The 21,627-nt window shown below is 63.3% G+C and carries 17 protein-coding genes and 1 pseudogene; 10 read left to right on the top strand and 8 right to left on the bottom strand.

Annotation, left to right across the window (positions count from 1 at the left end; translation table 11 throughout):
* Positions 1-160: 160 nt before the first annotated feature.
* A complete protein-coding gene (locus tag C1M53_RS04320) occupies positions 161-1,156 on the top strand; it encodes a sterol desaturase family protein (RefSeq protein WP_129411115.1) in 996 nt (331 codons plus the stop codon).
* Positions 1,153-2,304, top strand: a complete 1,152-nt coding sequence (locus tag C1M53_RS04315; protein WP_129411114.1) for a GNAT family N-acetyltransferase — start codon at positions 1,153-1,155, stop codon at positions 2,302-2,304. Before C1M53_RS04320 ends, C1M53_RS04315 begins: the two co-directional genes overlap by 4 nt.
* Before the next feature lie 98 nt (positions 2,305-2,402).
* Here C1M53_RS04315 and C1M53_RS04310 read toward each other — a convergent pair whose 3' ends face one another.
* The 3 genes from C1M53_RS04310 to fepB all read right to left on the bottom strand — a co-directional run bounded on the left by C1M53_RS04310 (position 2,403) and on the right by fepB (position 5,447).
* The gene (locus C1M53_RS04310; RefSeq protein WP_245488441.1) at positions 2,403-3,359 is read right to left on the bottom strand and encodes an iron chelate uptake ABC transporter family permease subunit; all 957 of its coding nucleotides are present in this window, start codon (positions 3,357-3,359) and stop codon (positions 2,403-2,405) included.
* Positions 3,360-3,433: 74 nt separating this feature from the next.
* Positions 3,434-4,468, bottom strand: a complete 1,035-nt coding sequence (locus C1M53_RS04305; RefSeq protein WP_129411112.1) for an iron ABC transporter permease — start codon at positions 4,466-4,468, stop codon at positions 3,434-3,436.
* A gap of 16 nt (positions 4,469-4,484) precedes the next feature.
* Entirely contained in the window at positions 4,485-5,447 is a 963-nt protein-coding gene (gene fepB / locus C1M53_RS04300) for a Fe2+-enterobactin ABC transporter substrate-binding protein (protein ID WP_245488440.1), read from the bottom strand.
* 175 nt (positions 5,448-5,622) lie between these two features.
* On the opposite strand from fepB, the gene C1M53_RS04295 reads away from it, so the two are divergent.
* On the top strand, positions 5,623-6,447 hold the full coding sequence (locus C1M53_RS04295; RefSeq protein ID WP_129411111.1) for an ABC transporter ATP-binding protein: 825 nt from the start codon (positions 5,623-5,625) through the stop codon (positions 6,445-6,447).
* Entirely contained in the window at positions 6,444-7,718 is a 1,275-nt protein-coding gene (locus C1M53_RS04290; protein WP_129411110.1) for an NtaA/DmoA family FMN-dependent monooxygenase, read from the top strand. The genes C1M53_RS04295 and C1M53_RS04290 overlap by 4 nt, the downstream gene beginning before the upstream one ends.
* Before the next feature lie 10 nt (positions 7,719-7,728).
* On the opposite strand, the pseudogene C1M53_RS04285 reads toward C1M53_RS04290, so the two are convergent.
* Positions 7,729-8,516: pseudogene (locus C1M53_RS04285) on the bottom strand (IclR family transcriptional regulator).
* Positions 8,517-8,882: 366 nt separating this feature from the next.
* Here C1M53_RS04285 and C1M53_RS04280 point away from each other — a divergent pair.
* A complete protein-coding gene (locus tag C1M53_RS04280) occupies positions 8,883-10,913 on the top strand; it encodes a TonB-dependent receptor (RefSeq protein WP_245488439.1) in 2,031 nt (676 codons plus the stop codon).
* Positions 10,914-10,964: 51 nt separating this feature from the next.
* Here the strand turns inward: C1M53_RS04280 and C1M53_RS04275 are convergent, their stop codons facing one another.
* Positions 10,965-11,981, bottom strand: coding sequence for a LacI family DNA-binding transcriptional regulator (locus tag C1M53_RS04275; protein WP_129411108.1), 1,017 nt, complete (start codon positions 11,979-11,981; stop codon positions 10,965-10,967).
* A gap of 194 nt (positions 11,982-12,175) precedes the next feature.
* Between C1M53_RS04275 and C1M53_RS04270 the strand changes: the two genes are divergently transcribed.
* Genes C1M53_RS04270 through C1M53_RS04250 form a run of 5 tightly spaced genes read left to right on the top strand, consistent with a single transcriptional unit; the run spans position 12,176 to position 17,710 of the window.
* Positions 12,176-13,246, top strand: a complete 1,071-nt coding sequence (locus tag C1M53_RS04270; RefSeq protein WP_129411107.1) for an ABC transporter ATP-binding protein — start codon at positions 12,176-12,178, stop codon at positions 13,244-13,246.
* Positions 13,247-13,280: 34 nt separating this feature from the next.
* Positions 13,281-14,246 carry an ABC transporter substrate-binding protein gene (locus C1M53_RS04265; RefSeq protein ID WP_129411106.1) on the top strand — a complete coding sequence of 322 codons (966 nt, stop codon included), beginning with the start codon at positions 13,281-13,283 and terminating at the stop codon, positions 14,244-14,246.
* A gap of 14 nt (positions 14,247-14,260) precedes the next feature.
* A complete protein-coding gene (locus tag C1M53_RS04260; RefSeq protein WP_129411105.1) occupies positions 14,261-15,994 on the top strand; it encodes an iron ABC transporter permease in 1,734 nt (577 codons plus the stop codon).
* A complete protein-coding gene (locus C1M53_RS04255; RefSeq protein WP_129411104.1) occupies positions 15,982-17,097 on the top strand; it encodes an MBL fold metallo-hydrolase in 1,116 nt (371 codons plus the stop codon). The genes C1M53_RS04260 and C1M53_RS04255 overlap by 13 nt, the downstream gene beginning before the upstream one ends.
* Before the next feature lie 10 nt (positions 17,098-17,107).
* On the top strand, positions 17,108-17,710 hold the full coding sequence (locus C1M53_RS04250) for a dual specificity protein phosphatase (protein ID WP_129411103.1): 603 nt from the start codon (positions 17,108-17,110) through the stop codon (positions 17,708-17,710).
* A 35-nt stretch (positions 17,711-17,745) separates the two neighbouring features.
* Here C1M53_RS04250 and C1M53_RS04245 read toward each other — a convergent pair whose 3' ends face one another.
* The 3 genes from C1M53_RS04245 to C1M53_RS04235 are packed head-to-tail and all read right to left on the bottom strand — an operon-like array spanning position 17,746 to position 21,491.
* Entirely contained in the window at positions 17,746-18,837 is a 1,092-nt protein-coding gene (locus C1M53_RS04245; protein ID WP_129411102.1) for a Gfo/Idh/MocA family oxidoreductase, read from the bottom strand.
* Complete coding sequence (gene uxuA / locus C1M53_RS04240) at positions 18,834-20,030, bottom strand: mannonate dehydratase (protein WP_129411101.1); 1,197 nt, start codon at positions 20,028-20,030, stop codon at positions 18,834-18,836. The genes C1M53_RS04245 and uxuA overlap by 4 nt, the downstream gene beginning before the upstream one ends.
* Positions 20,031-21,491: a mannitol dehydrogenase family protein gene (locus C1M53_RS04235; protein ID WP_129411100.1), complete on the bottom strand. Its 1,461-nt coding sequence runs from the start codon at positions 21,489-21,491 to the stop codon at positions 20,031-20,033.
* Positions 21,492-21,627: the final 136 nt, after the last annotated feature.

The following is a 21,627-nucleotide window of genomic DNA, read 5'->3' as shown; positions in this document are numbered from 1 at the left end:
AAAGCATTCAAAGGTTTAGCAGTTTCGACACGGTTGTTCTGCTAATCGGAGCGGCATGTATGTCCGCTTTCGCAGTGCGAGCCTCATGCGACGGCTCGGCAAATTTGCGTTTCACATCTAGCCGGATCGCCAATTCACAACCGGGGAGGCCATGATATCGATGTTTTCAGAACTCGTCAGAGTGGTCACCACAAAGCTGTCGAACATCGACTACGTGACGCTCGGCCTTCTTCTGGCGACGGCGCTGGGCAGCGCGCTGGTGGTCTACTGGCGAACCGTCAAGGACAAGTCGTTCCGGGACTTCTTCGATTTCGCCTTTCCGGCGGAAGTGATGCTGCACCCATCGGCGCGGGCGGACGCCCTGTTCTGGATCACCAAGAAGCTGATGATGCCGTTCCTGCTCATTCCCGCCGGCGTCACCTTCATCGCCGCCATGGGCTACGCAACCAATCAGACCCTCGGCTGGCTCTTTGGCATTTCGGGGCCGCTCATCGAAGGGCCGGCCGGACCGGTGACGCTCGTCCTGTTCACCGCATCGATGCTGGTGGCCTATGACATCTCCTACTACCTCTACCATGTCGCCCAGCATCGCTTCCCGTTCCTGTGGGAACTGCACAAGGTGCACCATTCCGCGGAAGTGATGGTCGGGATCACCAAGGACCGCGTTCATCCGCTGGACGACCTGATGAACCGCGCCTGGGACGGCGTCATCCCGGGAACCTGCTTCGGCATATGGAGCCTGATCGCGCTGAACCCCGTCGAGATCGCTGTCTTCGGTGTCAACGTCTATGTCATCCGCAACATCCTGATGATGGACTTTGTCCGCCACACCCATCTGAAGATCTCCTTCGGCCCGCTGGACAACGTCATCCTCTCTCCGCACTGGCACCAGGTGCACCACAGTGTGAATCCGCGTCACTACGACAAGAATTTCGGGCTGCTTTTCTCATTCTGGGATCGCCTGTTCGGAACGCATTTCGTGCCGGATCCGGACGAGGAACTGAAATTCGGCCTGATGGACCGTGATGTGCGTGATTATCAATCGCTCTACGGGCTTTATGTGCTGCCCCTCAGGAAGATGGCCGGTCATCTCATTCGACCGTTCAGGAAGCGCCCTGCCGACGTGGTGCAGCCGCAGGATCCTCTCCAGCCATGAATGAAACTGTTTTGATCGGCACAATCGGGGTGGAGCGCCTGGAGATTGTCAGCTCGGCCGATCGCCTTGCGGCGGTCGAGGCAGCCTGGACAAGTCTGTGGCAGCGCACCGACGGATTGATCTTTCAAAGCCATGGCTGGATTTCGGCATGGTGGAGCACGGTGGCGGACCGCAGCAAGCGCGCACTGAAGATCGGCCTGGTCTGGAATGACGACAGGCTGGTCGCTGTCGTCCCCCTGGCGACCTGCCGGCGAAAGGGCCTTCGGTTCCTGGAATGGGCTGCCAACAGCTATTCCGATTACGGGGATATTCTGGTGGCGCCGGAATGTTCGCAATCGGCTCTCGAGCACGTATGGGCTCGCATCTGGTCCGAAGGCGGTTTCGATGTCGCTTTCATCAACCGCCTGCTGCCGGATGCGGCAGCCCACAGGATCTTCGCACCGGGAGTTTCCAACGGCATCAAGCTGCGCCGCAATCATCGCGAAGAGGTCAGCTATCGTGTCGCCGGGGAGTGGGCGAGCGGAGCCGAATGGCTGGCGACGCATCCCAAGAAAACCCGCCAGAATTATCGGCGTGGCCTCAAGATGCTCGAAGAGGCCGGCGAAGTGACGTTCCGCCTGCTCCCGCCGGATGAACCGCTGGAGCCGGTGCTGGAGCGGCTATCCGAACTCAAGCGCAGATGGCTGGCACAGCACTCCCGTGAATCCGATCTTTTCCAGGAAGGCGAACCCATACTCGCGGCGCTGGTCGATGTGCTCGCCCGCGCCGGCGTGCTGCGCATTTTTGTGATCGAATGCAATGGCGCGATGGTCGCGGTCTCCATCAACATCGTCCAGCATGACGTCATGATGGCATTCGTCACCACCTATGACCCGGAGTTCAGCCGGGCATCGCCGGGTGTGGGCCTGATCGTCGAATACATCCAATGGTCGATCGACAATGGCCTGCGGATGGTCGATTTCCTCTGCGGCGGCTATGCCTTCAAGAGCCGGTTTGCGACCGAGGGTGTGACGCTTCAATCCGTCCTCGGCGCACGCACCCTGCTGGGTTCGCTGGTTTCCCTCGCCGACCGTCTGCGCCAGAACATCAAGAGCAGGCGCGCAAGCGGATCGGAGCAGCAGGACAGCTCGTCCGAGGACTCCGCCTGAGTTCGGCTGGCCAGCGCAATTCTCGGAAATTGCGTAGCGGTTCAGTCGGAATTGCGTGACAGTAAGGAACTGGTGCGTTTCCGGAAGAGGGAAACGCTCTAGACGGTTCTTTTCCGCGTCAGCAGCCAGAGCAGGTAGAATCCGCCCAGCATGCCTGTGGTCAGCCCGACGGGCATGTTGACGTGGAAAGGCGCGCGCTGGCTGATCAGGTCTGCAAGCAGAAGCAGAACCGCCCCCATCAGTGCTCCGCTCATCAGTGGCAGGCCAGGTGACGATGTCAGGCGCCTGGCGAGCTGCGGTCCGGCCAACGCGACGAAAGCGATCGGACCGGCGGCGGCGGTGGCGATTGCCGTAAGCCCGACGGCAGCCATGAGCATAGTCAGTCGCGTGCGTTCCGGAACGACGCCGAGCTGGCTCGCTATGTCGTCGCCCATTTCCAGCAGCGTCGTCTGGCGTGCATTGAGAACGACAATCGGAACGATCGCGGCGAAACCGATCGCGGCCGGTATCACATGCGCCCATGTGCGCGTGTTGAGGGAGCCGGCCAGCCAGAGCTGGGCTGCCGCAGCCTGATCGAGACCGCCTTTCACCAGGAGAAGGGTGTTGACGCCGGACAGGATCGCACCAGTGCCGACGCCGACGAGAACCAGCCGATAGCCGCCGGTTGCTCCATGCTTCATGGAAAGCAGAAGCACGGCGACGGCGGTCGCGATGCAGGAGGCAAATGCCGCAAGCGACACGCCGAGCGGGCCCGCATCGAAAAGCACGATCTGCAGGATGGCGCCTGTCGCGGCGCCCGTGGTGAAACCGATGATATCGGGCGAGCCGAGGGCGTTGCGGGACAGGGATTGGAAGATGGCGCCTGCCATGCCGAGCGCAGCCCCGACCAGGATCGCTGTTGCCAGGCGCGGCAGCCGAACCCGCAGGATGATGCGCTCCGCCGTCGGATTGCCGCCGACACCAAGCAGGCTGTCGATCACCTCGGACGGGCTGAAATGCAGCGTTCCGGTTCCGAGCAGCAGGACACCGAGTGCGAAGCCAGTCAGCGCGAGCACGCCACAAACTGCCGCAGCGCGTGGGCGCAGCTGCAGTGAGAAGCCGCCGATCCGGAGCGCGATGGACGACCGCCTCATAGCCGGGCCAGCTGGTATCTGCGCACCACGGCGACGAAGAACGGTCCGCCGATGAGCAAGGCGATGATCCCCGCCGCGACTTCCGCGGGGGCAACGATGACGCGGCCGACGATATCGGCGCACAAAAGCAGGATCGCGGCAAACAGCGCTGAAAAGGGCAGCAGCCAGCGATGGTCGGGGCCGGTGATGAGACGGGCGATGTGCGGGGCGACCAGTCCGATGAAGCCGATCGGCCCGGTGGCCGCTGTCGCAGCCCCCGCCAGGAGCATGACGCACAGGCAGGCGAGGATCCATGTTCTGCCAAGCCTGACACCCAGCGCTTCGCCAAGATCGCGGCCGAGCGCTACGGCGTTCAGGTCCCTTGAGATGAACAGGGCAATCGCAAGACCGATCGTGACCGCGACGGCGAGCACGCCTGCGACATCGAACCCTCGTCCCTCGATGGAACCTGCCCACCAGTGGCGAAAGTCGTCGACCACTTCCAGCGGCGCGTTGAGCATGATGATGCCGGTCAGCGAGCCCAGCATCACGGAAAGGCCGGCGCCGGCCAGCACGAGGCGGACGGGATTGGTACCGGTTTCATGGGCACGTCCCAGGATGAAGACGGCAACCCCTGCCAGGCCCGCGCCGAGGAAGGCGAACCAGACATAGTGGATCATGGCCGTGAGGTGGAACGCCGTGATCGCGGTGATCACGGCTGTTGCCGCGCCGGCATTGATGCCGAGCAATCCCGGCTCGGCGAGTGGGTTTCTTGTGGTCGCCTGCATGATGGCGCCGGCGGTGCCCAGCGCAAGCCCGGCAAGGATCGCCACGAGGGTGCGTGGTACACGCAGTTCCCAGATCACGAGGTGCAGGTCGTTGAGCGCATCATAGGCCCGGAACGTCTCGAACAACGTGGCAAGCGGAACCGGGCGCGAACCGACAGCCAGGCTGAACAGACCGACAACCGCAAGCGCGAGACTTGCACATGCAAGCCCCCAGTAATGTCGCCTTCGTTGAAGAAGCCGGGCCTGTTTCCCGGCTTCCCGCATGCCCGGACAAGCCATGCTACCGGAAGTGCCCGGCGATCGCGTCGATCATCTGCCGTCCCGAATAGTAGTCGATGCGGAACGAGGTCGGCCCAAGCGCATAGACCTTCCTGCCTGTGACGGCAGGAAGGTTGGCGAGCATGGGATCGGCGATGAAGGCATCGACATCCTTTTCGGTGCCGCGCAGCAGGAAGACGCTGTCGCCTGTGATGGCAGCGGAAAGGTTCTCACGCGAAATGAAGTCGAAGTCCGAACGTCGTGTCACATCGCGCTGGATCTCTTTCGGCAGTCCCGCCACCTCGAAACCGAGGGCCGTCAGCAGCCTTGCCTGCGGACTCTCGGGTCGGCCGATCGAATAGCTGCCACCGATGTTGTACCCGACGACGCTGACCTTGCCTTTGGGGCGCGTCATCGAGATCGCGGCCTGCGCGGCATAGTCGTCGAAACGTTTGATGGCATCGCTCGCTTCCGCCTCGAGGCCGGTGGCCTTGCCGAGTTCTACCGCGATCTCCTGCCAGCTCTGGTTCGAATAGTTGACGACCATCGTCGGGATGCCTTGTGCCTGAAGCTCCGACTTGTGCTGGGCGACGCTGTCGGCTCCTGTCGCGGAGGCGATCAGCAGATCAGGCTCCCGGCCGATGACGGCTTCGATATCGAAGTTGAGATTGGGGTAGAGGACCTCGACTCCGCGCTCGTCGGCAGCAGCCGCCCATTGTGAGAAGAAGCCCTTGTCATCGGTCAGTATCGTGGGTGTCGCAGCAGCGCTTGCCGTCACCGGGGCACCGATGGCCAGCAGAATGCCGGTGATGCTGGGCGTGGTCGAGACGATCCGTTCCGGCTTCGATTTCAAGGTCAGCGTTTCTTGCCCCTGAACGATTGATCTTGGCCACTGTTGCTCCTGCGAAAAAGCGCGAACGGAGAGCGTTGCGATCGTCGCAACGGTCACCAGGGCAAGGGCAAGTTTCTGGATCGGCATCATCATCGGCGGTTGTTCGGGATTTTCGGGAGCTGTGGCGCAGCCTGCGTCATCGCAGCGGATTTTAAACTTGACTTGTTTATTCCACAATAAGCGTTGTATCCCGCAATGCAATATGCATTCCGTAATGCGACATAGAAGTCGCAATCTTCCGGCATGCACTCAGGCAAGGAAAGGCAACATGGCGCATCGTCTGCAAGCCGATGGCGTGACGCTTTGCTACGACAGGCGTCTGGTTTCGGCCGAACTGTCGGTGGCGATCCCCGAAGGCTCCTTCACGGTCATCATCGGCCCGAACGCCTGCGGCAAGTCCACGCTTTTGCGTGCGCTGTCGCGACTGCTGGCGCCTTCGGCCGGCCGGGTGGTTCTCGATGGCAGGAGTATTGGCGAATTCCCTGCAAAGGAAGTTGCACGGCGGCTTGGCCTGCTGCCGCAAAGCTCGGTTGCCCCCGACGCGATCACGGTTGCGGATCTCGTCGCGCGCGGCCGCTACCCCCACCAGTCGTTTCTCAGGCAATGGTCGGAGGCCGACGAGAAAGCCGTCGCCGCCGCGCTCGAAGCCACGCATATGACGGATCTGTCCGACCGCTTGATGGATGAGCTTTCCGGCGGCCAGCGGCAACGTGCATGGATCGCCATGGTGCTGGCGCAGGAAACACCGATCCTGCTGCTCGACGAGCCGACCACCTTCCTCGACATCGCCCATCAGATCGAACTGCTCGACCTTCTGGCCGACCTTCACCGCCAGGGGCGCACCGTCGTTGCCGTGCTGCACGATCTCAACCATGCCTGCCGTTACGCGTCCCATCTGATCGCCATGAAAGATGGCGCGATCGTTGCGGAGGGCAAGGCGGTTGAAATCGTCACCGAACAGCTGGTCGAAACGGTATTCGGCCTGCCTTCGGTCATCATCGCCGACCCGGTCTCTTCGACGCCGCTGGTCATTCCGAAGGGCCGGCCAGCACCCGCAATTCATACTCCAGACAGCGGAAAACAATCGGCATGAGCACGGACGGCAAACTGCATATCGGACTGAGCCTGACGCCCACCTGGCTCAAGGGACAGCGTCCTCACCCCGATGAGGCGCTGTCGGCGGGCATGGGGCCGGTGGAATACTATGTCGAACTTGCCCGGCTGGCAGAAAGGGCGAAGCTCGATTTCGTCTTCAGGCCGGACTATCTCGTCATGAACCAGGCGATGGTGGCGCATTCGCCGACCCATGTCGGGCTTGATCCAACGATGATGCTGGCCGCCATCGCGCGGGAGACCGAGAAGATCGGGCTGGTCACCACCGCCTCGACCACTTTCAACCCGCCCTACATCGTTGCGCGCCAGATCCAGTCCCTGCACTGGATCAGCAATGGCAGGGCGGGCTGGAACATCGTGACGTCGATCGAGGGCGCCGAGAATTTTGGCAACGAACCGATGCCTTCGCCGGAAGTCCGCTATCGCAAGGCGGCGGAATTCACCGATCTCGTACGCCAACTCTGGGCAAGCTATCCCGGTGCTTCGCCGCAGGCATCGGTGCAGGCGGTCGATCACGCCGGCGAGTTCTTTCATGTGAAGGGGCCGCTCAACGTTCCGGGACACGAGGCCGGCCCGCCGCCGTTGTTTCAGGCTGGCGCGTCCGAGATCGGCCGCAGCTTTGCTGCCTCTGTCGCCGACGCGACCTTTGCCGCCATGCCGGACATGAGCGACGGTATCGAACTGCGCACCGATCTACGCAACAGGGCGGTACAGCAGGGTCGCTCGGCGAATGCCGTTCGCGTGTTGCCCGGGCTCTATTTCTTCCTGGCCGGCACCCGGGACGAAGCCTGGAAGCTGCATGAACGCGCCCATGCGCATCTGACGCGCGAACGTCGCGTCGAGGCGTTGAAGAACGTGCTCGGACTGGATGCCGGCGCTCTCGCGCCAGGCAGCCGCATCGCCGCAGACTTGTTGCCGGCTTCCGATCATCCGGTTCGCAGCCGGACGCATGCCGAATTGTTGCGCCGCTTCATTGCGGCCAACGCCCCGACAATCGAGGAGGTGCTGGCACGGCCCGAGGTCGTTGGTTCGGCGCACTGGGTTTCCGTCGGCACGGTCGACGATGTCCTGAATGACATCGTCGAGCGCTTCGAGGCGGGTGCACTCGACGGCTTCATCGCGCTCCCCGGCGGTTCGGTGGATTCGCTCAACCTTTTCTTCGAAGAACTGGTTCCCGAACTGGTGCGGCGAGGCCTGTTTCGCGGCGACTATGAAGGCTCCACCTTGCGGGAGCACCTGGGTATCCACTGAAATGCCGACCTCACACGCTGCCGCGGGAGGCTCCGGATTCGAGCGAGGCCTGCGCGGCCATGGCGCGCAAGGTTGCCAATGACCGGTCGCTTCGGCCGTTTTCACGAAGGAAACGGTGGTGACGACACAGGCGATCTCGTTCTGCGCGTTGAACACCGGCGCTGCCTTGCCGGTCAGCAGCGAAAACAGATGCTCGTTGAGTTCGACGCCGGCGGCCTCGCGCGCTGCATCGAGCGTCTCCCTCGAGGGCGGGTTGCCCCTGAAAGCGGCAGGTTGCCGCTTGCGCGCCGCAGCGACCGTCTCGCGCGGCAGATAGGCCTGGAAGACCAGGCCGCACGCGGTGTTGTCGAGCGGAAGCACGTCGCCGAGCGAGACGGTGCTGATCGAGAAATCCGAGCTGCGATACCAGCGGATGATGGTTGGGCCCTGGTCGGTCCAGATCGCGACACCACAGCTTGCCGCGATTTCCGATGCCAGCGTCTTCATCAGCCGTGCTGCGACTTCGATGGGCTCGATACGCCGCAAGGCGCCGATGCCGATGCTGAGCGCGGCCGGCCCCAGATCGTAGCGGCCGGTCATCGGGTCCTGGGCAACCAGCCGTTCGCGCACCAGGCTCTGCATGTAGCGATGCGCCGTCGAGGTGCCAGTGCGTCCCTGCCGGGCAACTTCGCCCAGCGCCAATGGGCCATCGGCCCGCGCCAGGATATCGAGGAAGCGGGCGGCGATGGATACCGACTGGATGGTGGTCGAGCGTTTGCCGGCACTGCTGCCGTCGTCGTCGGAGTGGTCTGATTTCACAAGTTCTGTTCCGTACCGGGCGGCAAAAGCGTGGCTGGGGCAATCATGCAGGCAAGATCAGGGCTGGAATGAACGAGGGCCTTATCTCGGCTAACGACGCGGCGACGTTACGGTGCTTCGGCCCCGCGATCAATCACACTCCCCAGCCGCTGCCTTTGCCTGTGGCAACATAGGCACCCTCGATCAACAGAGGCACTCTTCGTGTTGACATGCGGAATGCGCTATGCATTGTGGAATTCATCATTCAATCCGCGAGCCACGGTCCGTTCCCAGCCAGCGTTTCTTGTTTGGGCGATCGGGGACTTCATGCCTTCTCATTTTCTTGCCTCACTAAGAGTGGGCGCCAGCACGCTTTCGATTGTTTCGATGTTCGCGGCGACCGCGGCGTCGGCGCAGCAAAAACCGCAGGCCGCGGCTGAAAGCAGTACCTTGCTCGAACGCATCGTCATCACCGGCGAAAAGATCGCGCGCAGTCTCAAGGACACGGCCTCTTCCGTCTCGGTCATCACCGGCGAACAGATCGCCAAGGAAAAGACCGGCGACGCTTCCGTTTCCGAGGTGGTCCGCGACGTGCCCAATGTCGTCTACACCGACACCGTCAGCACGCCGATCATCCGTGGTCAGGACACGCAAGGCCCCCTCACGGGGCAGGGTTCGTTCTGGGGCGGTACGGTGCCGCGTGCCACCATCAATCTGGACGGGCACTACCTCAATTACAACGAGTTCTATTTCGGCGCCGCGTCGGTCTGGGACGTCGACAACATCGAGGTTTTCCGCGGACCACAGACGACCTCGCAGGGCGCCAACGCTATCGCCGGCGCCATCATCGTCAACACCAAGGATCCGACCTTCACGACCGAGGGCGCCTATCAGGCCGAGATCGGCAGCTACAATTCGAAGCGGGCCTCGTTCATGCTGTCCGGCCCGATCGTCGACAACCAGCTCGCGGCGCGCCTGGCGGTGGACTATTCCGGCCGCGACACCTTCATCGACTACATCAGCACCAAGTTCCAGCACGGCGACACCGACCAGGATTTCCGGGCGCTGAACGCCTGCTTCAAGCTGTTGTGGCAGCCGGCCGAAATTCCAGGCCTGGAGGCGAAATTCACCTATTCGCACAACGGCTCGAACCGGCCGTCGCAGGAAGCGGCATCGATGCCGTTCGAGGATCTCAATCACATCACCACGACGATGCCGACCTGGAAGCAGGACACCAACACCGGCATCCTCGACATCAGCTATGACGTCGGCAACGGCTTCAAGTTCTTCAACCAGACCCAGTATTCGGCTTCGTCCGTGCATCGCACCACCGGCCTCGTCAACAACGGCGATGCCGATGTCGAGCAGAAGAACGCCTCCAATGAAGCGCGGGTGACTTTCGGCGAGCCAGGCGATGCCTTGAGCGGCGTGGCAGGTGTGTATTATGCGCACACCAAGAGCGACGAGGTGCTCTATCTCAGCGGCCTGTCGACCTTCGACGACACCAAACAGAATCTCGGCCTCTTCAGCGAGGCGAGCTACCGGCTGACCGATGTGTGGACGTTGACCGGCGGCCTTCGCTATCAGCAGGACCAGATCCAGCGCGCCGGCAGGTCGGTCTTTGCACCGCAGCCGGTGAACTTCGACACCACCTTCAGTGCCGTGCTGCCGAAAGTCTCGCTGGCTTATGCCGTGACGCCCGACCTGACCGTGGGCGCGATGGTCAACCGCGGCTACAATCCCGGCGGCGTCTCGCTGAACCTCAATGCGCGAAAGTGGATGCCATTCGAGGAAGAGACGCTCTGGAACTACGAGTTGTTCACCCGCGCCAACCTGCTCGACGACACGCTCACCCTGAACGGAAATCTGTTCTACATGGATTTCAAGAACGCCCAGTACACGATCCCGGTCGTGATCTCCTCGGGCGTCGCGCAATCCTACACGATCAACGCCGAGAAGGCGCATGCCTACGGGCTGGAAATCGGGGCGGACTATCGTGTCCTAGACAATCTGACGCTGAAGGCGAGCGCCGGCCTGTTGCGCACGCGCATCGACAGGATTTCCAGCAATGTCAGCTATGAGGGCAACGAGTTCGCCAAGTCGCCCGGCTACATGTTGAGCTTCGGCGCCAGCTGGGACGTGACGGAAAAGTTCAACCTGTCCGGCGAGGTCCGCCATATGGACAGGTACTATTCCGACACCGCCAACACGCCGAGCTATCTGATCGAGCCCTATACGATCGCCGATGCCCGGGCGAGCTACAATTTCAATGAGCACCTGCAGGTCTATGGCTACGTCAAGAACATCTTCGACGAACGCGCGCCGACCTACATGCAGCAGAACCGCGGCATCGGCGGTGTCGAGGCCAGCATGACCATGCCGCGCACCTTCGGTGTTGGCGTGAAGGGCAGCTTCTAGCCCGTTGCGGGGGAGGGCGGCCGCAGAGCACCTGTCGCGGCCGCCTGCCGGCTAATTTGATGGCGCATCGAAGGCGCCGGTCGTGCCCCGCTCGATCAGCGCGACCGGTATCGTGAAGTTCAGCGCGCCTTCGGACAACTGCCGCTCATCGTCGAGGCAGTTCAGGATGGCTTCGATGAAAGCGTCGATCGGGTGATTGACCGTGGTCAGCCCGTGCGACGGCCAGGCGGTTTCCGGGATGTTGTCGAAGCCGATGATGGAGAAGTCACGCGGCACCTGGATGCCCAGCTCGAAGCGGGCGGTGTCGTGGAAGCCGAGCGCAATGAGATCCGTCGCGCAGAAAGCACCGTCGATCGAACGATCGGCCAGAAGCTTGCGGGCGGCTTCGTGCCCCGTCTCGAAACTGTTCGGCCCGCTCATCCACGGCGTGACCCTGGCTCCCGCCTCGCTCATGCGGGCAACGAAGCTCTCGATGCGCCGTCTCTGGCTGACGCTGCCGTTGCCGCTGCGCACGATCGCGACATGGCGGCGCCCGTCCGCCAGCATGCGGTCGGCAGCGAGCTGTCCGCCGGTCAGGTCGTCGGTGTCGATTTTGTCGGCGTTCCCCGGCAGCGTGCCGCGGTTGATCAGGATCAGGCGAACGTCGTTGCGCAGGCAGGCTTCGATGATCTCTTCGGGTGGCGCACCTGAAAGGATGATCACCGCGCGCACCCGGTATTCAAGAACCTGATTGACCAGGGTGCCGATGTCGTCGCGCGCGGCTTCGGCATTCAACAGCATGCATTGCAGGCCACGCTTGAACAGCGCCGCGCTGATGCCATCGAGCAAGGCGGTGTTGAAGGGCGATGTCAGGTTGGCGGCGACCACGCCGACGAGATTGGACTGCGCCATCTGCAGGCCCTGCGCCAGCCTGTTGACCCGGTAGCCAAGTTTTTCGGCGGCATGCAGGATGCGTTCGCGCACGTCCTTCGACACGCTGGCGCCTGGAGTAAAGGTTCGCGAGACAGCGGAACGCGAAACGCCCGCTTCCCTTGCAACGTCGGCCGCGGTGATGAAGCCGCTCTTCATTGTCCATGCTCCATCGGGGCTGCCGGGGACCGGCGAACAATCTGAACTTTTGTCTTTGTCGTCATAAAACTGAAGCACAAGCTGGTTAGGTTGCACACGTGTGCAAGAGCATTGTTATGAAGTTGCAATGCGATTGTCCAGAGTACGAAATCAAGAAAAAATCTTTTCTTTTCAAATTGTTGAGGAAAGCCATCTTGGCCGATATCGTCATCAGTGACCTGTCGAAGATGTATGGCGGCAAACGCGTTCTCGATCGCGTCGCAATGCACATCGTCGACGGTGAATTCATCGCGGTTCTCGGGCCATCCGGTTGTGGCAAGACGACCCTGCTGCGCCTGCTTGCCGGCTTCGAAACGCCGGATGAAGGCACCATCCAGCTCGGCGACCGCGTCGTTTCCTCCAGGGAGGCCAATGTTCCTCCGGAGAAGCGCAACATCGGCATTGTCTTCCAGAACTATGCGCTCTGGCCGCATATGAGCGTGGCCGACAATGTCGGCTACGCGTTGAAGATCGCCGGCGCGAGTTCGCAGGAGCGTCTGCAGCGCAGCCGTGATGCGCTGGCTGTCGTCGGCATGGAAGCTCTGGCCGAACGCGCGCCCTCCGATCTGTCCGGCGGTCAGCGCCAGCGGGTCGCCCTCGCACGCTGTCTTGCAGCCAGGCCGTCCGTGATGCTGCTGGACGAGCCGCTGGCCAATCTTGACGTGCATCTGCGCGCGTCGATGGAAAACGAGTTCGTGCGTTTCCACAAGCATACCGGCGCCACCATGGTCTACATCACGCATGACCAGTCCGAGGCGATGGCGCTGGCCGACCGCATCGCGGTGATCGATCGCGGCCGGCTGGTGCAGTTCGACCGGCCGCGCGATCTCTATCGCGAGCCGCAGAGCGAGATGGTCGCCCGTTTCATCGGCAACGGCCAGGTGCTGCCCGTGCAGGATGTGCGTCCTGACGCTGAGGCCGCCATCGTCAGCATCTTCGGCAAGGACCATCGTGTCCGGGCCCGCAGGAGCGAGCAGGTTCGCTCTTCGGCCAGGCTCTCCGTCCACACCTCGGCGATGCGCCTGGCGCAGCCGGGTGAAGCCGGCTTTGCCGGCAAGGTCGAACGGGTCATCTATCGCGGCAATCACAGCCAGGTTGATTTCCTCGTCACCGCCGAGCCGGATCTGCAGCTGACGCTGCACGCGCCGGCGGATGTCGCCATCCCATCGGACGACTCAATCCAGGTCTGCATCAGCGATGGCTGGGTCATTCCCGCCGCTGCCTGACGGGTTTCTTCTCTCACAGCAACAGGAGTTCTTTATGCGCCTTACCACTGCCCTCATGCTCGTCTTGTTGAGCGGGACGGCCGTCAACGCCGAAACCTTGACCCTCTACACGTCGCAGTCGCCCGAGATCGCCCAGCAGACCGTCGACGCCTTCCAGGCCAAGTATCCCGACATCAAGGTGGAATGGACCCGCAACGGCACCAGCCAGCTCTTGAACGTGCTGCGCGCTGAAATCGAAGCCGGCGACGTCAAGCCGGACGTGCTCCTGGTCGCCGACACCATCAACCTTGGCCAGTTGAAGAAGGAAGGCCGCCTGATGGCCTATCCGCAGGCCCCGGTCGGCTCGTATGACAAGAGCACCTACGACAAGGACATGACGTTCTTCGGCACCAAGATCATCTCCACCGGCATCGCCTACAACACCGAGAAGGCCAAGCCGGTCGAAACCTGGAGCGCCCTGTTGACGGAAGACAACAAGGGCCAGATCGCCGTGCCGAGCCCGCTCTATTCGGGTGCGGCGCTCAACCATCTGCACAGCGTCGTCAATGTGCCGGGCATCGGCTGGGAGTTCTATGAAGGCCTCGCCAAGCTCGACATCGCGCCGGAAGGCGGTAATGGTCCGGCCCTCAAGGCCGTCGCCAGCGGTCTCGCCAAATACGGCATCATCGCCGACGCCGACGTCATCCGCGCCAAGGCAAAGGGTTCGCCCGTCGACCTGATCTTCCCGAAGGATGGCGTCTCCTTCATCACCGAGCCGGTCGCCATCATGTCGACCGCCAAGAATGCCGAAGGTGCAAAGAAGTTCATCGACTTCCTGCTGTCCAAGCAAGGCCAGGAACTCGTCGTGACCCAAGGCAACCTGCCGATCGATCCGTCGATCACGCCGCCCGCCGGCTTCCCGAAACTGTCCGAGATCAAGCTCCTGCCGATGGACGCCGACAAGGCCGTGGCGACTGACAAGGAGACCCGCGAGAAGTTCACCAAGATCTTCGGCGGTTGATAGAAAGATAGAAAATGGCGCTGATAGCCATGGAAAAGGTCGAGGAGCGCCGGCGGTTGCCGGCGCTTCTTCCCAAGGCTGAATGGGTGGTATTGGGGCTGCTGGTGATCTTCGTCGCCGGCCTGTCCTTCGCGCCGTTGCTGCGCCTTGCCATAACCGCGATCGCGCCGGCCGGCGTGATCGACCTCGGCCACGTCGCCGAACTGCTGTGGAAGAAGAAGGTCCTGACCGCCTCGACCAACACATTGGTCGTCGCCTTGCTGTCCACTTTGCTTGCGATGGTGCTCGGCACCGTTGCCGCCGCGCTGACCGTGCTCACCGACATGCGCTTCAAGACGGCCTGGGTCTTCGCCTTCGTGCTGCCGCTGATGATCCCGCCGCAGGTGACGGCCCTTGCCTGGGTGCAGGCTTTTTCGCCGTCGAGCCCGATTCTGGGTCTGCTGGGTCTTTCGCTGCATGATGGCGGACGCCATCCGCTCTATTCGCCGGGCGGCATCATCCTGCTGCTGGGCTTCTATCACGCGCCGCTGGTGTTCCTGACCGTGCGGGCAGCCCTTCGGCGTCTGCCTGCCGAACTGGTAGAAGCCGCGCGTGCTGCCGGCGCGACCAGCTGGCCGCTGATCTTCACCATCATCCTGCCGCTGGCGCGGGCCGGTCTGTTTGCGGGCGCTGCCCTGGCATTCGTGTCCTCGATCAGCAATTTCGGCATCCAGGCCATGCTGGGCATCCCGGCGCGATATCCCACCCTGATCACGCTGATCTACCAGCAGATGAACAGCTACGGTCCATCGGCGCTTGCCGACATGGCGGTTCTGGCCCTGCTTCTGTCGACGTTGACCATCGTCGGTGTCGCCGTCAGCGGCTGGCTCGGCCAGCGTGGCGATGTACGCGTCGACGGCATCGGCCGCTCGCTCGAGATAAGGCTTGGCCGCTGGCGTCCCGCCGTCGAGGCAGCCAGCTGGCTGTTCATCGTCCTGACCATGGCGCTGCCTCTGTCGGCGCTCGTCGCGACCTCCCTGGTCAACGGCTTCGGACAGGAGCTCAGCTGGAAGACGCTGACGCTGGTCAACTATGCCAATGCCCTCGTCCACCAGGCTTCGATCCGCAACGCGTTTCTGACCAGCCTGCTGCTGACGTCCGTCACCGTCGTCATCCTGATGGTCGTATCGCTGTTCATGGCCTATTTCATCGTCTGGAAACGTGGCCCGCTGGTGCGTCTGCTGCATCTCTTCAGCGAGCTCGCCTATGCGCTGCCCGGCATCATTCTCGCCGTGGCGATGATCCTGTTCTTCCTGAAGCCGCTGCCGTTTCTCGGTTTCAGTATCTACGGCACCGTCTGGATCATTCTCGCCGCCTATCTTTCCAGCTTCCTGGCACTCGCGCTGCGCCCCGTCCTCGGCGGCTTCGCGCAGATCGACCGGGCCATGGAGGAGGCGGCCCAGGTGGCTGGCGCGGGTTTCCTGGCGCGCATGCGTGACGTCATCATCCCGCTGGTCGCACCGGCGGCGGTCGCCGGCGGCGTCATGGTGTTCATGAGTGCCCTGAACGAGATCCAGGTCTCGATCCTGCTCGTGTCGTCCAATGCCCGCACCATCGGTCCCATGGTGGTCTTCCTCGAGGAGGGCGGGTCATCGACGCTTGCTGCGGCAGTCGGCTGCCTGATGATCGCGGCCGTGCTGATGCTGATGCTGGTGGCGACCCGCTTCTCGCGCTACCTGCCGAAAGGGGTGCTGCCTTGGCAAAATTGACGGTTGTCAGCGGGCAGGGCGGCAAGCTTCCGGCTGCCTTCCTGCTGGAGATGCATGGCTGCCGCATTCTCCTCGATCTGGGTGAGGGCCCGCAGCCCGGCGTGAAACCCGATCTCTCGCAGGTCGGGCCTGTCGACGCGATCTGCCTCTCCCACGCTCATATCGATCATGTCGGCTCGCTCGACCTCGCAGCCCAGCTCGGCAATCCGCCCGTCTATGCGACAGGCCGGACGTTCAGCCAGATCTCCGGAGCGGTGCTTCCGCCGGAGCGACGTGTGCAGCTGCCGGTCAGCGGCAAAGCCGAAATCGCCGGTCTGCCGGTTACCGTCGGCCGAAACGGTCACGCGCCCGGCGGGATATGGGTCCATTTCGCCTGTTGTGGCGGCGTTCTCTACATGGGCGACTGGAGCGCGGAATCGCTCTTGTTGCCTTTCGACGAGCCGCCTGCCGCAGGCTGCCTCATAACCGATGCGTCCTATGGCGATTTCGACGAGGCGCTTTCTTCACAGGTCGGAGCGATTGCCGATTTCGCCGCGCCCGGTGCGGTTCTCTGCGTGCCGGCCGGTGGCAGGGGGCCGGAGATGATGCTGGCCTTGAGCCGGCTCGGACTGAAGGCGATCGCTTGTCCTGTCGTGCGCCGGGAAATGCAGTCACTCGCCAGCGACGAAGACGGCATCATCAGCGCGGACAGCCGTGCCGGCATCGCTGAATTGCTCCGCTCTATGCCTCCCGCCGACGAGTGGTCTGCGGACAAGGTGATCGTGGCGACCGAGGCTAATGCCGAAACCGGACTGGCGGCACAGCTCCTGTTGCGCCGTAACGAAGGATTTCGTTTCCTGTTCTCCGGCCACGTTCCGGCGCAGACCCCTGCCTGGGACATGCTGCAGCGTGGTGAAGCGCGATGGCTGCGCTGGAATGTCCACCCACGGTGGCAAGATACGATGGACCTCGTCACCCGCACCCGTGCCGGGAAAGTCGTGGCGGCTTTCGTGCGGCTTGAGGAGATGCCTCTGCTCGAACAATGGCTTGGCGAGCGCCTCTGCCGGACAAGGGTCATCCCCTTGCCTGTCGGTCGAGACCAGTTACTGAAAGCGGCGGAATAGGACTGCAAGCATGAACATGAACCACAATGACAACCGGCCGATGACCGAGGAAGAGGAGGATCGCCTGGCGGTGCTGCTGCCGGTGCTTGCGGATATCGACGGTAACGGAAAGACGCTGTTCATCGGCAACGCGGTCGCGGCAAACGATGCCGATCTGCTTTTGCGCAATGGCGTCACCTCGACGATGAATCTGGCAGTGAACGTCGAGATGCCACCGCTGGCGTTGGGCGACGGTTCGGTCGTCAGGCGCACGCATATCGGCCTGATCGACGGCCCGGGCAATATTGCCCATCATCTGCTCGGCGCCGTGTTGGTCCTGCACGGCATCATCAACCAGCAGAGCCCGGGCAAGGCGCATTATCCGCCGCACCGGTCCGGCAATGTGCTGGTGCATTGCCGCGGCGGCCGCAGCCGTTCCGCCGGTACCATCGCGCTCTATCTGCACCTTGCGCGGCCCGAGCGCTTCCCGGCTTTCGAGGATGCGCTGCTCCATGTGCGGTCATGCCGGGGGCTCGACGAAACCCAGCCGCAGCCGGCGATGCTGGATCTCTGCCGCGAGGCAGCAGCGATATGGAACCGGTCGCCGGAAAATGGCCGGGTGCTGCTAGGCTAGAGCGGAATGCGATTACGTTGAATCGACATCCCGCTCTATCTCTTTGTTGGGGCATGATCTGTTCCGAAAACCGGTTTCCACTTTTCGGGATCATGCTCTGGCGCTTCCACCTGTTGTCGGGTTCCGGTATCGGCCGAGCGCAGCAGCGCATCGATCAGTCGATGCACCTTGAGCGCCTCGTGGCCGTTGACCCTGGGTTGGCTGCTTGTCGCAACCGCCTCGAGAAAGTCCGCCAGCACGGCGCGGTGATGCTGATGGGAAAACGCCATCGGATCGGCTCCGGTGCCGCCACCAGCGCCTTCGTCTTCCAGGTGGAAGTCGCTGCCATCGTGGAAAGCAGCCGACAGCGTCGTGCCCTCCAGACGCGCCATGCCCTTGGTGCCGATGATGTCGATGGCGTCCGGGTGACCGGGATAGGCCGAGGTGGTGGCGGTGATGGAGCCGATCGCGCCATTGTCGAAGCGCATGGCGCCGGCCACCAGATCCTCGGTCTCCATGCGATGCACGGGACTGGTCGCCGCATAGGCGGTCACTTCGCTTGGTGTCCCGGCCACCGAGATCAGCAGGTCGAGCGTGTGGATGGCCTGGGTCAGCAGCACGCCGCCGCCGTCGCGTTCCCTGGTGCCGCGCCCCGGCTGGTCATAATAGCTTTGCGGGCGCCAGTTGTTCAGGTGCACCGATGCGCTGACGAGGGCGCCGAGCCGGCCGCCGCGCAACAATTCGGCGAGAGCCATCCCGGTCGGCCGGAAACGATGCTGCAGCACCACGCCCAGCTTCACGCGGGCGGCATCAGCCGCAGAAACCAGGGCCTCGGCGCGCTCCACGCTGGTTTCCAGCGGCTTCTCGAGCAGGATGTGCTTGCCGGCCGCTGCCGCCCGCCGCACCAGTTCGAGATGCGTGTTGGGCGGTGTCAGGAGGAGCACGGCGTCGATGCTGTCATCATCGAAGATCGCGGCGGGGTCGTCGCAGGTGGGCAGGCCGTAGTTGTTCGCGAAAGCCTCGCGGCGCGCTGGTGACGGGCTATAGGCGGCGACCACCTCGACGCGGTCGGCAAGGTCGAGCAGGCTACGGGCGTGTGGTGCCGAGGCCATGCCAAGCCCGACAATTCCGAGGCGAAGCCTCTTCATTGGGCGTCTTTGCCCGGAATGCCAAAAGTCTCGAAGCTGCGCATGATGCCGCGCAGCTCCGCCAGGCCCTTCAGGCGGCCGATGCAGGAATAGCCGGGGTTCACCTTCTTGCCGATATCGTCGACGATGGCGTGGCCGTGGTCGGGCCGCATCGGGATCTGCCAGTCGGCGCGGCCTTCGGCCTTGCGCCGCGCTTCCTCGCGCATCAACGCCGCCACCAGCCGCACCATGTTGGTGTCGCCTTCGAGATGCTCGGCTTCGTGGAAGGATCCGTCTGGCTCCTTGGTGACGTTGCGCAGATGCGCGAAGTGGATGTCAGGCGCGAACTCCCCGGCCATGGCGACGAGATCGTTGGCCGCGTTGGCGCCGTAGGAGCCGGCGCAGAGCGTCAGCCCGTTGGACGGCGAGCGGTGGGCGTCGAGCAGCTTGCGTGCATCGGCAGCCGTCGAAACCACCCGTGGCAGGCCGAAGATCGGGAAGGGCGGATCGTCGGGATGGATCGCCATGCGCACGCCGGCCTCCTCGGCCACCGGCACGATCTCGCGCAGGAAGGCGAAGAGGTTGTCGCGGAAACCGTCCGGCGTGATGTCGCGATAGACATCGAGCGCGCGCCGGAAGCTGGCGCGGTCAAAGATGAATTCCCGCGCCGGCACCCAGCCGATCAGGTTTTTCTCCAGCGTTGCCAGCGTGCTTTCGCTCATGCCGGCCAGACGCTTGCGAGCTGCCTCGATGCGTTCGGCCGGATGGTCGGCCTCGGCGCCGGGACGTTGCAGCACCAGCACGTCATAGGCGCAGAAGTCGACGGCATCGAAGCGCAATGCGGTGCCGCCATGCGGCATGGGAAAATCGAGATCGGTGCGCGTCCAGTCGGTGATGGCCATGAAATTGTAGCAGACGGTGCCGATGCCGGCTTTGGCGACGGCGCGGATCGACTGCTTGTAGTTGTCGATCCAGTCGCGGTAGCGGCCGGTGCGGGTCTTGATCTCCTCATGCACGACGATGCTTTCGACCACCGACCAGGTCAGGCCGGCTCGCCCGATCTCCTGCTTGCGTTTGGCGATTTCGTCGTCGGGCCATACGCGGCCATCGTTCATGTGATGCAGCGCGCTGACGATGCCGGTGGCGCCGGCCTGCCTCACATGCGCGAGTGTGACGGGATCGTCGGGTCCGAACCAGCGCCAGGTCTGTTCCATCTATTCCCCCGAGACAGTTGTGATTGCGGCGCCGATGCCAGCGGCGCGGATGGTTTCGAGATGGGCGATCACCGCGTTCTGCAATTCCGTCCGTTCGGCCTGGCCCGAGGCAAAGCCGGCAAGGTCGAAGACCTGCGTTACGGTGGCAGCAGCAGATTGTGAGACGGCGAATATGGTGGCAAGTCCTGCGTCGAGCGGGTCGGAGAACTGGCCGGCATCCGGTGTGCGGCCGCGTGCATCGCAGGCCGCGATCCACGCGGCGATGACCAGCGTCAGGTGATCGACCGGGGCGTTCCGTCGAACCTGTTCGGTCGCCGTTGCCACGATGCGTTGTGGCAGTTTCTGGCTGCCGTCATTGGCGATCTGCGCGGTGCGGTGTTGCAGCGCCGGATTATCGTAGCGCGCGGTCAGCCTGCCGGTATAGGTTTGCGTATCGAGCCCTGCCGGCAAAGTAGGGATGGCCTCGTTCCAAAGGCCCTGTACGAAGCGCCGGATCGCCGGGGCACCGAACGCATCCGCCACTGTTTCATGCCCGGAAAGCAGGCCGAGATAGGCGATCGCCGAATGCGAGCCATTGAGCAGGCGAAGCTTCATGTCTTCGAAGGGGCGGACATCCTCCACCATGGTGGCCCCGAAGCGCTCCCACGCCGGCCGACCGGCCGGAAAGCGGTCCTCGATCACCCATTGGCAAAACGGTTCGGTGAGCACCGGCCAGGAATCCGTGACGCCGAGCGCAGCGCTGACGCGTGCGCGGTCGGCATCGGTCGTTGCCGGCACGATGCGGTCGACCATGCTGGAAGGGAAGGCGATCGATCGGTCGATATGGGCGGCAAGCCCTGCGCCACGGGCCTTTGCGAATTCGAGCAGCAGGCGGCGCAGTGTTTCGCCATTGGCCGGCAGGTTGTCGCAGGACAGCACGGTGAAGGGGGGCATCCCTGCTGCCTGCCGGCGCAGGATGGCCTCGACGAGGAAGCCGTAAATGGTCTTCGGCTGATCGTGATTGGCCAGGTCCCAGACGATATCTGAATGGTTGAAGTCGAGCCCGCCGGCTGCGTTGCGCATATAGGCCTTTTCCGTGACGGTCAGCGTGATGATGCGCACCGAGGGCAGGCAGAGCGCATCGACCAGCCGTGCCGGGTCTTCGGGTGCCACGAGCAACGACAGCATCGAGCCGACAACGCGCAGATCCTCGCCCTGGCCGCTGCGCACAGCCAGCGTGTAAAGGCAGTCCTGCGGCGCCATGGCATCGCGTGTGTCGGTGCTGCGCAGCGATGCCCCGATGATGCCCCAGCCGGTTTCGCCGGCGGCGAGGCAATCATCGACATAGGTCGCCTGGTGGGCGCGATGAAAGGCGCCGACGCCGAGATGCACGATGCCCGGCACGATGGCCGAACGGTCATAGCGCGGCCGCGCCACATGCGCCGGCAGGGCGGTCAGCGACGCGTCGGACAGTGCCGTCACGTGGTGGCTCGCTGGTTCATGGCATCCCTCCCGAAGCTGCCGTTGTCGCCGAAAAGGCGCCTCCAGTCATCAGCAGCGTCATGTCCGTTGCGTACACTGCGGTTTGGACGGGTGCAACAACTTATCATACAACATT

The organism is Mesorhizobium sp. Pch-S, from assembly GCF_004136315.1.
Taxonomy (GTDB): domain Bacteria; phylum Pseudomonadota; class Alphaproteobacteria; order Rhizobiales; family Rhizobiaceae; genus Mesorhizobium.
This window is presented reverse-complemented; position numbering and strand designations above follow the sequence as displayed.

Coding starts and splice junctions, on each gene's coding strand:
- C1M53_RS04280 (WP_245488439.1), top strand. CDS start 8,883: ATGTTCGCGGCGACCGCGGCGTCGGCGCAGCAAAAACCGCAGGCCGCG.
- C1M53_RS04245 (WP_129411102.1), bottom strand. CDS start 18,837: ATGAAGAGGCTTCGCCTCGGAATTGTCGGGCTTGGCATGGCCTCGGCA.
- C1M53_RS04315 (WP_129411114.1), top strand. CDS start 1,153: ATGAATGAAACTGTTTTGATCGGCACAATCGGGGTGGAGCGCCTGGAG.
- C1M53_RS04295 (WP_129411111.1), top strand. CDS start 5,623: ATGGCGCATCGTCTGCAAGCCGATGGCGTGACGCTTTGCTACGACAGG.
- fepB (WP_245488440.1), bottom strand. CDS start 5,447: ATGATGATGCCGATCCAGAAACTTGCCCTTGCCCTGGTGACCGTTGCG.
- C1M53_RS04320 (WP_129411115.1), top strand. CDS start 161: ATGTTTTCAGAACTCGTCAGAGTGGTCACCACAAAGCTGTCGAACATC.
- C1M53_RS04290 (WP_129411110.1), top strand. CDS start 6,444: ATGAGCACGGACGGCAAACTGCATATCGGACTGAGCCTGACGCCCACC.
- C1M53_RS04265 (WP_129411106.1), top strand. CDS start 13,281: ATGCGCCTTACCACTGCCCTCATGCTCGTCTTGTTGAGCGGGACGGCC.
- C1M53_RS04305 (WP_129411112.1), bottom strand. CDS start 4,468: ATGCGGGAAGCCGGGAAACAGGCCCGGCTTCTTCAACGAAGGCGACAT.
- C1M53_RS04260 (WP_129411105.1), top strand. CDS start 14,261: ATGGCGCTGATAGCCATGGAAAAGGTCGAGGAGCGCCGGCGGTTGCCG.
- uxuA (WP_129411101.1), bottom strand. CDS start 20,030: ATGGAACAGACCTGGCGCTGGTTCGGACCCGACGATCCCGTCACACTC.
- C1M53_RS04275 (WP_129411108.1), bottom strand. CDS start 11,981: ATGAAGAGCGGCTTCATCACCGCGGCCGACGTTGCAAGGGAAGCGGGC.
- C1M53_RS04250 (WP_129411103.1), top strand. CDS start 17,108: ATGAACATGAACCACAATGACAACCGGCCGATGACCGAGGAAGAGGAG.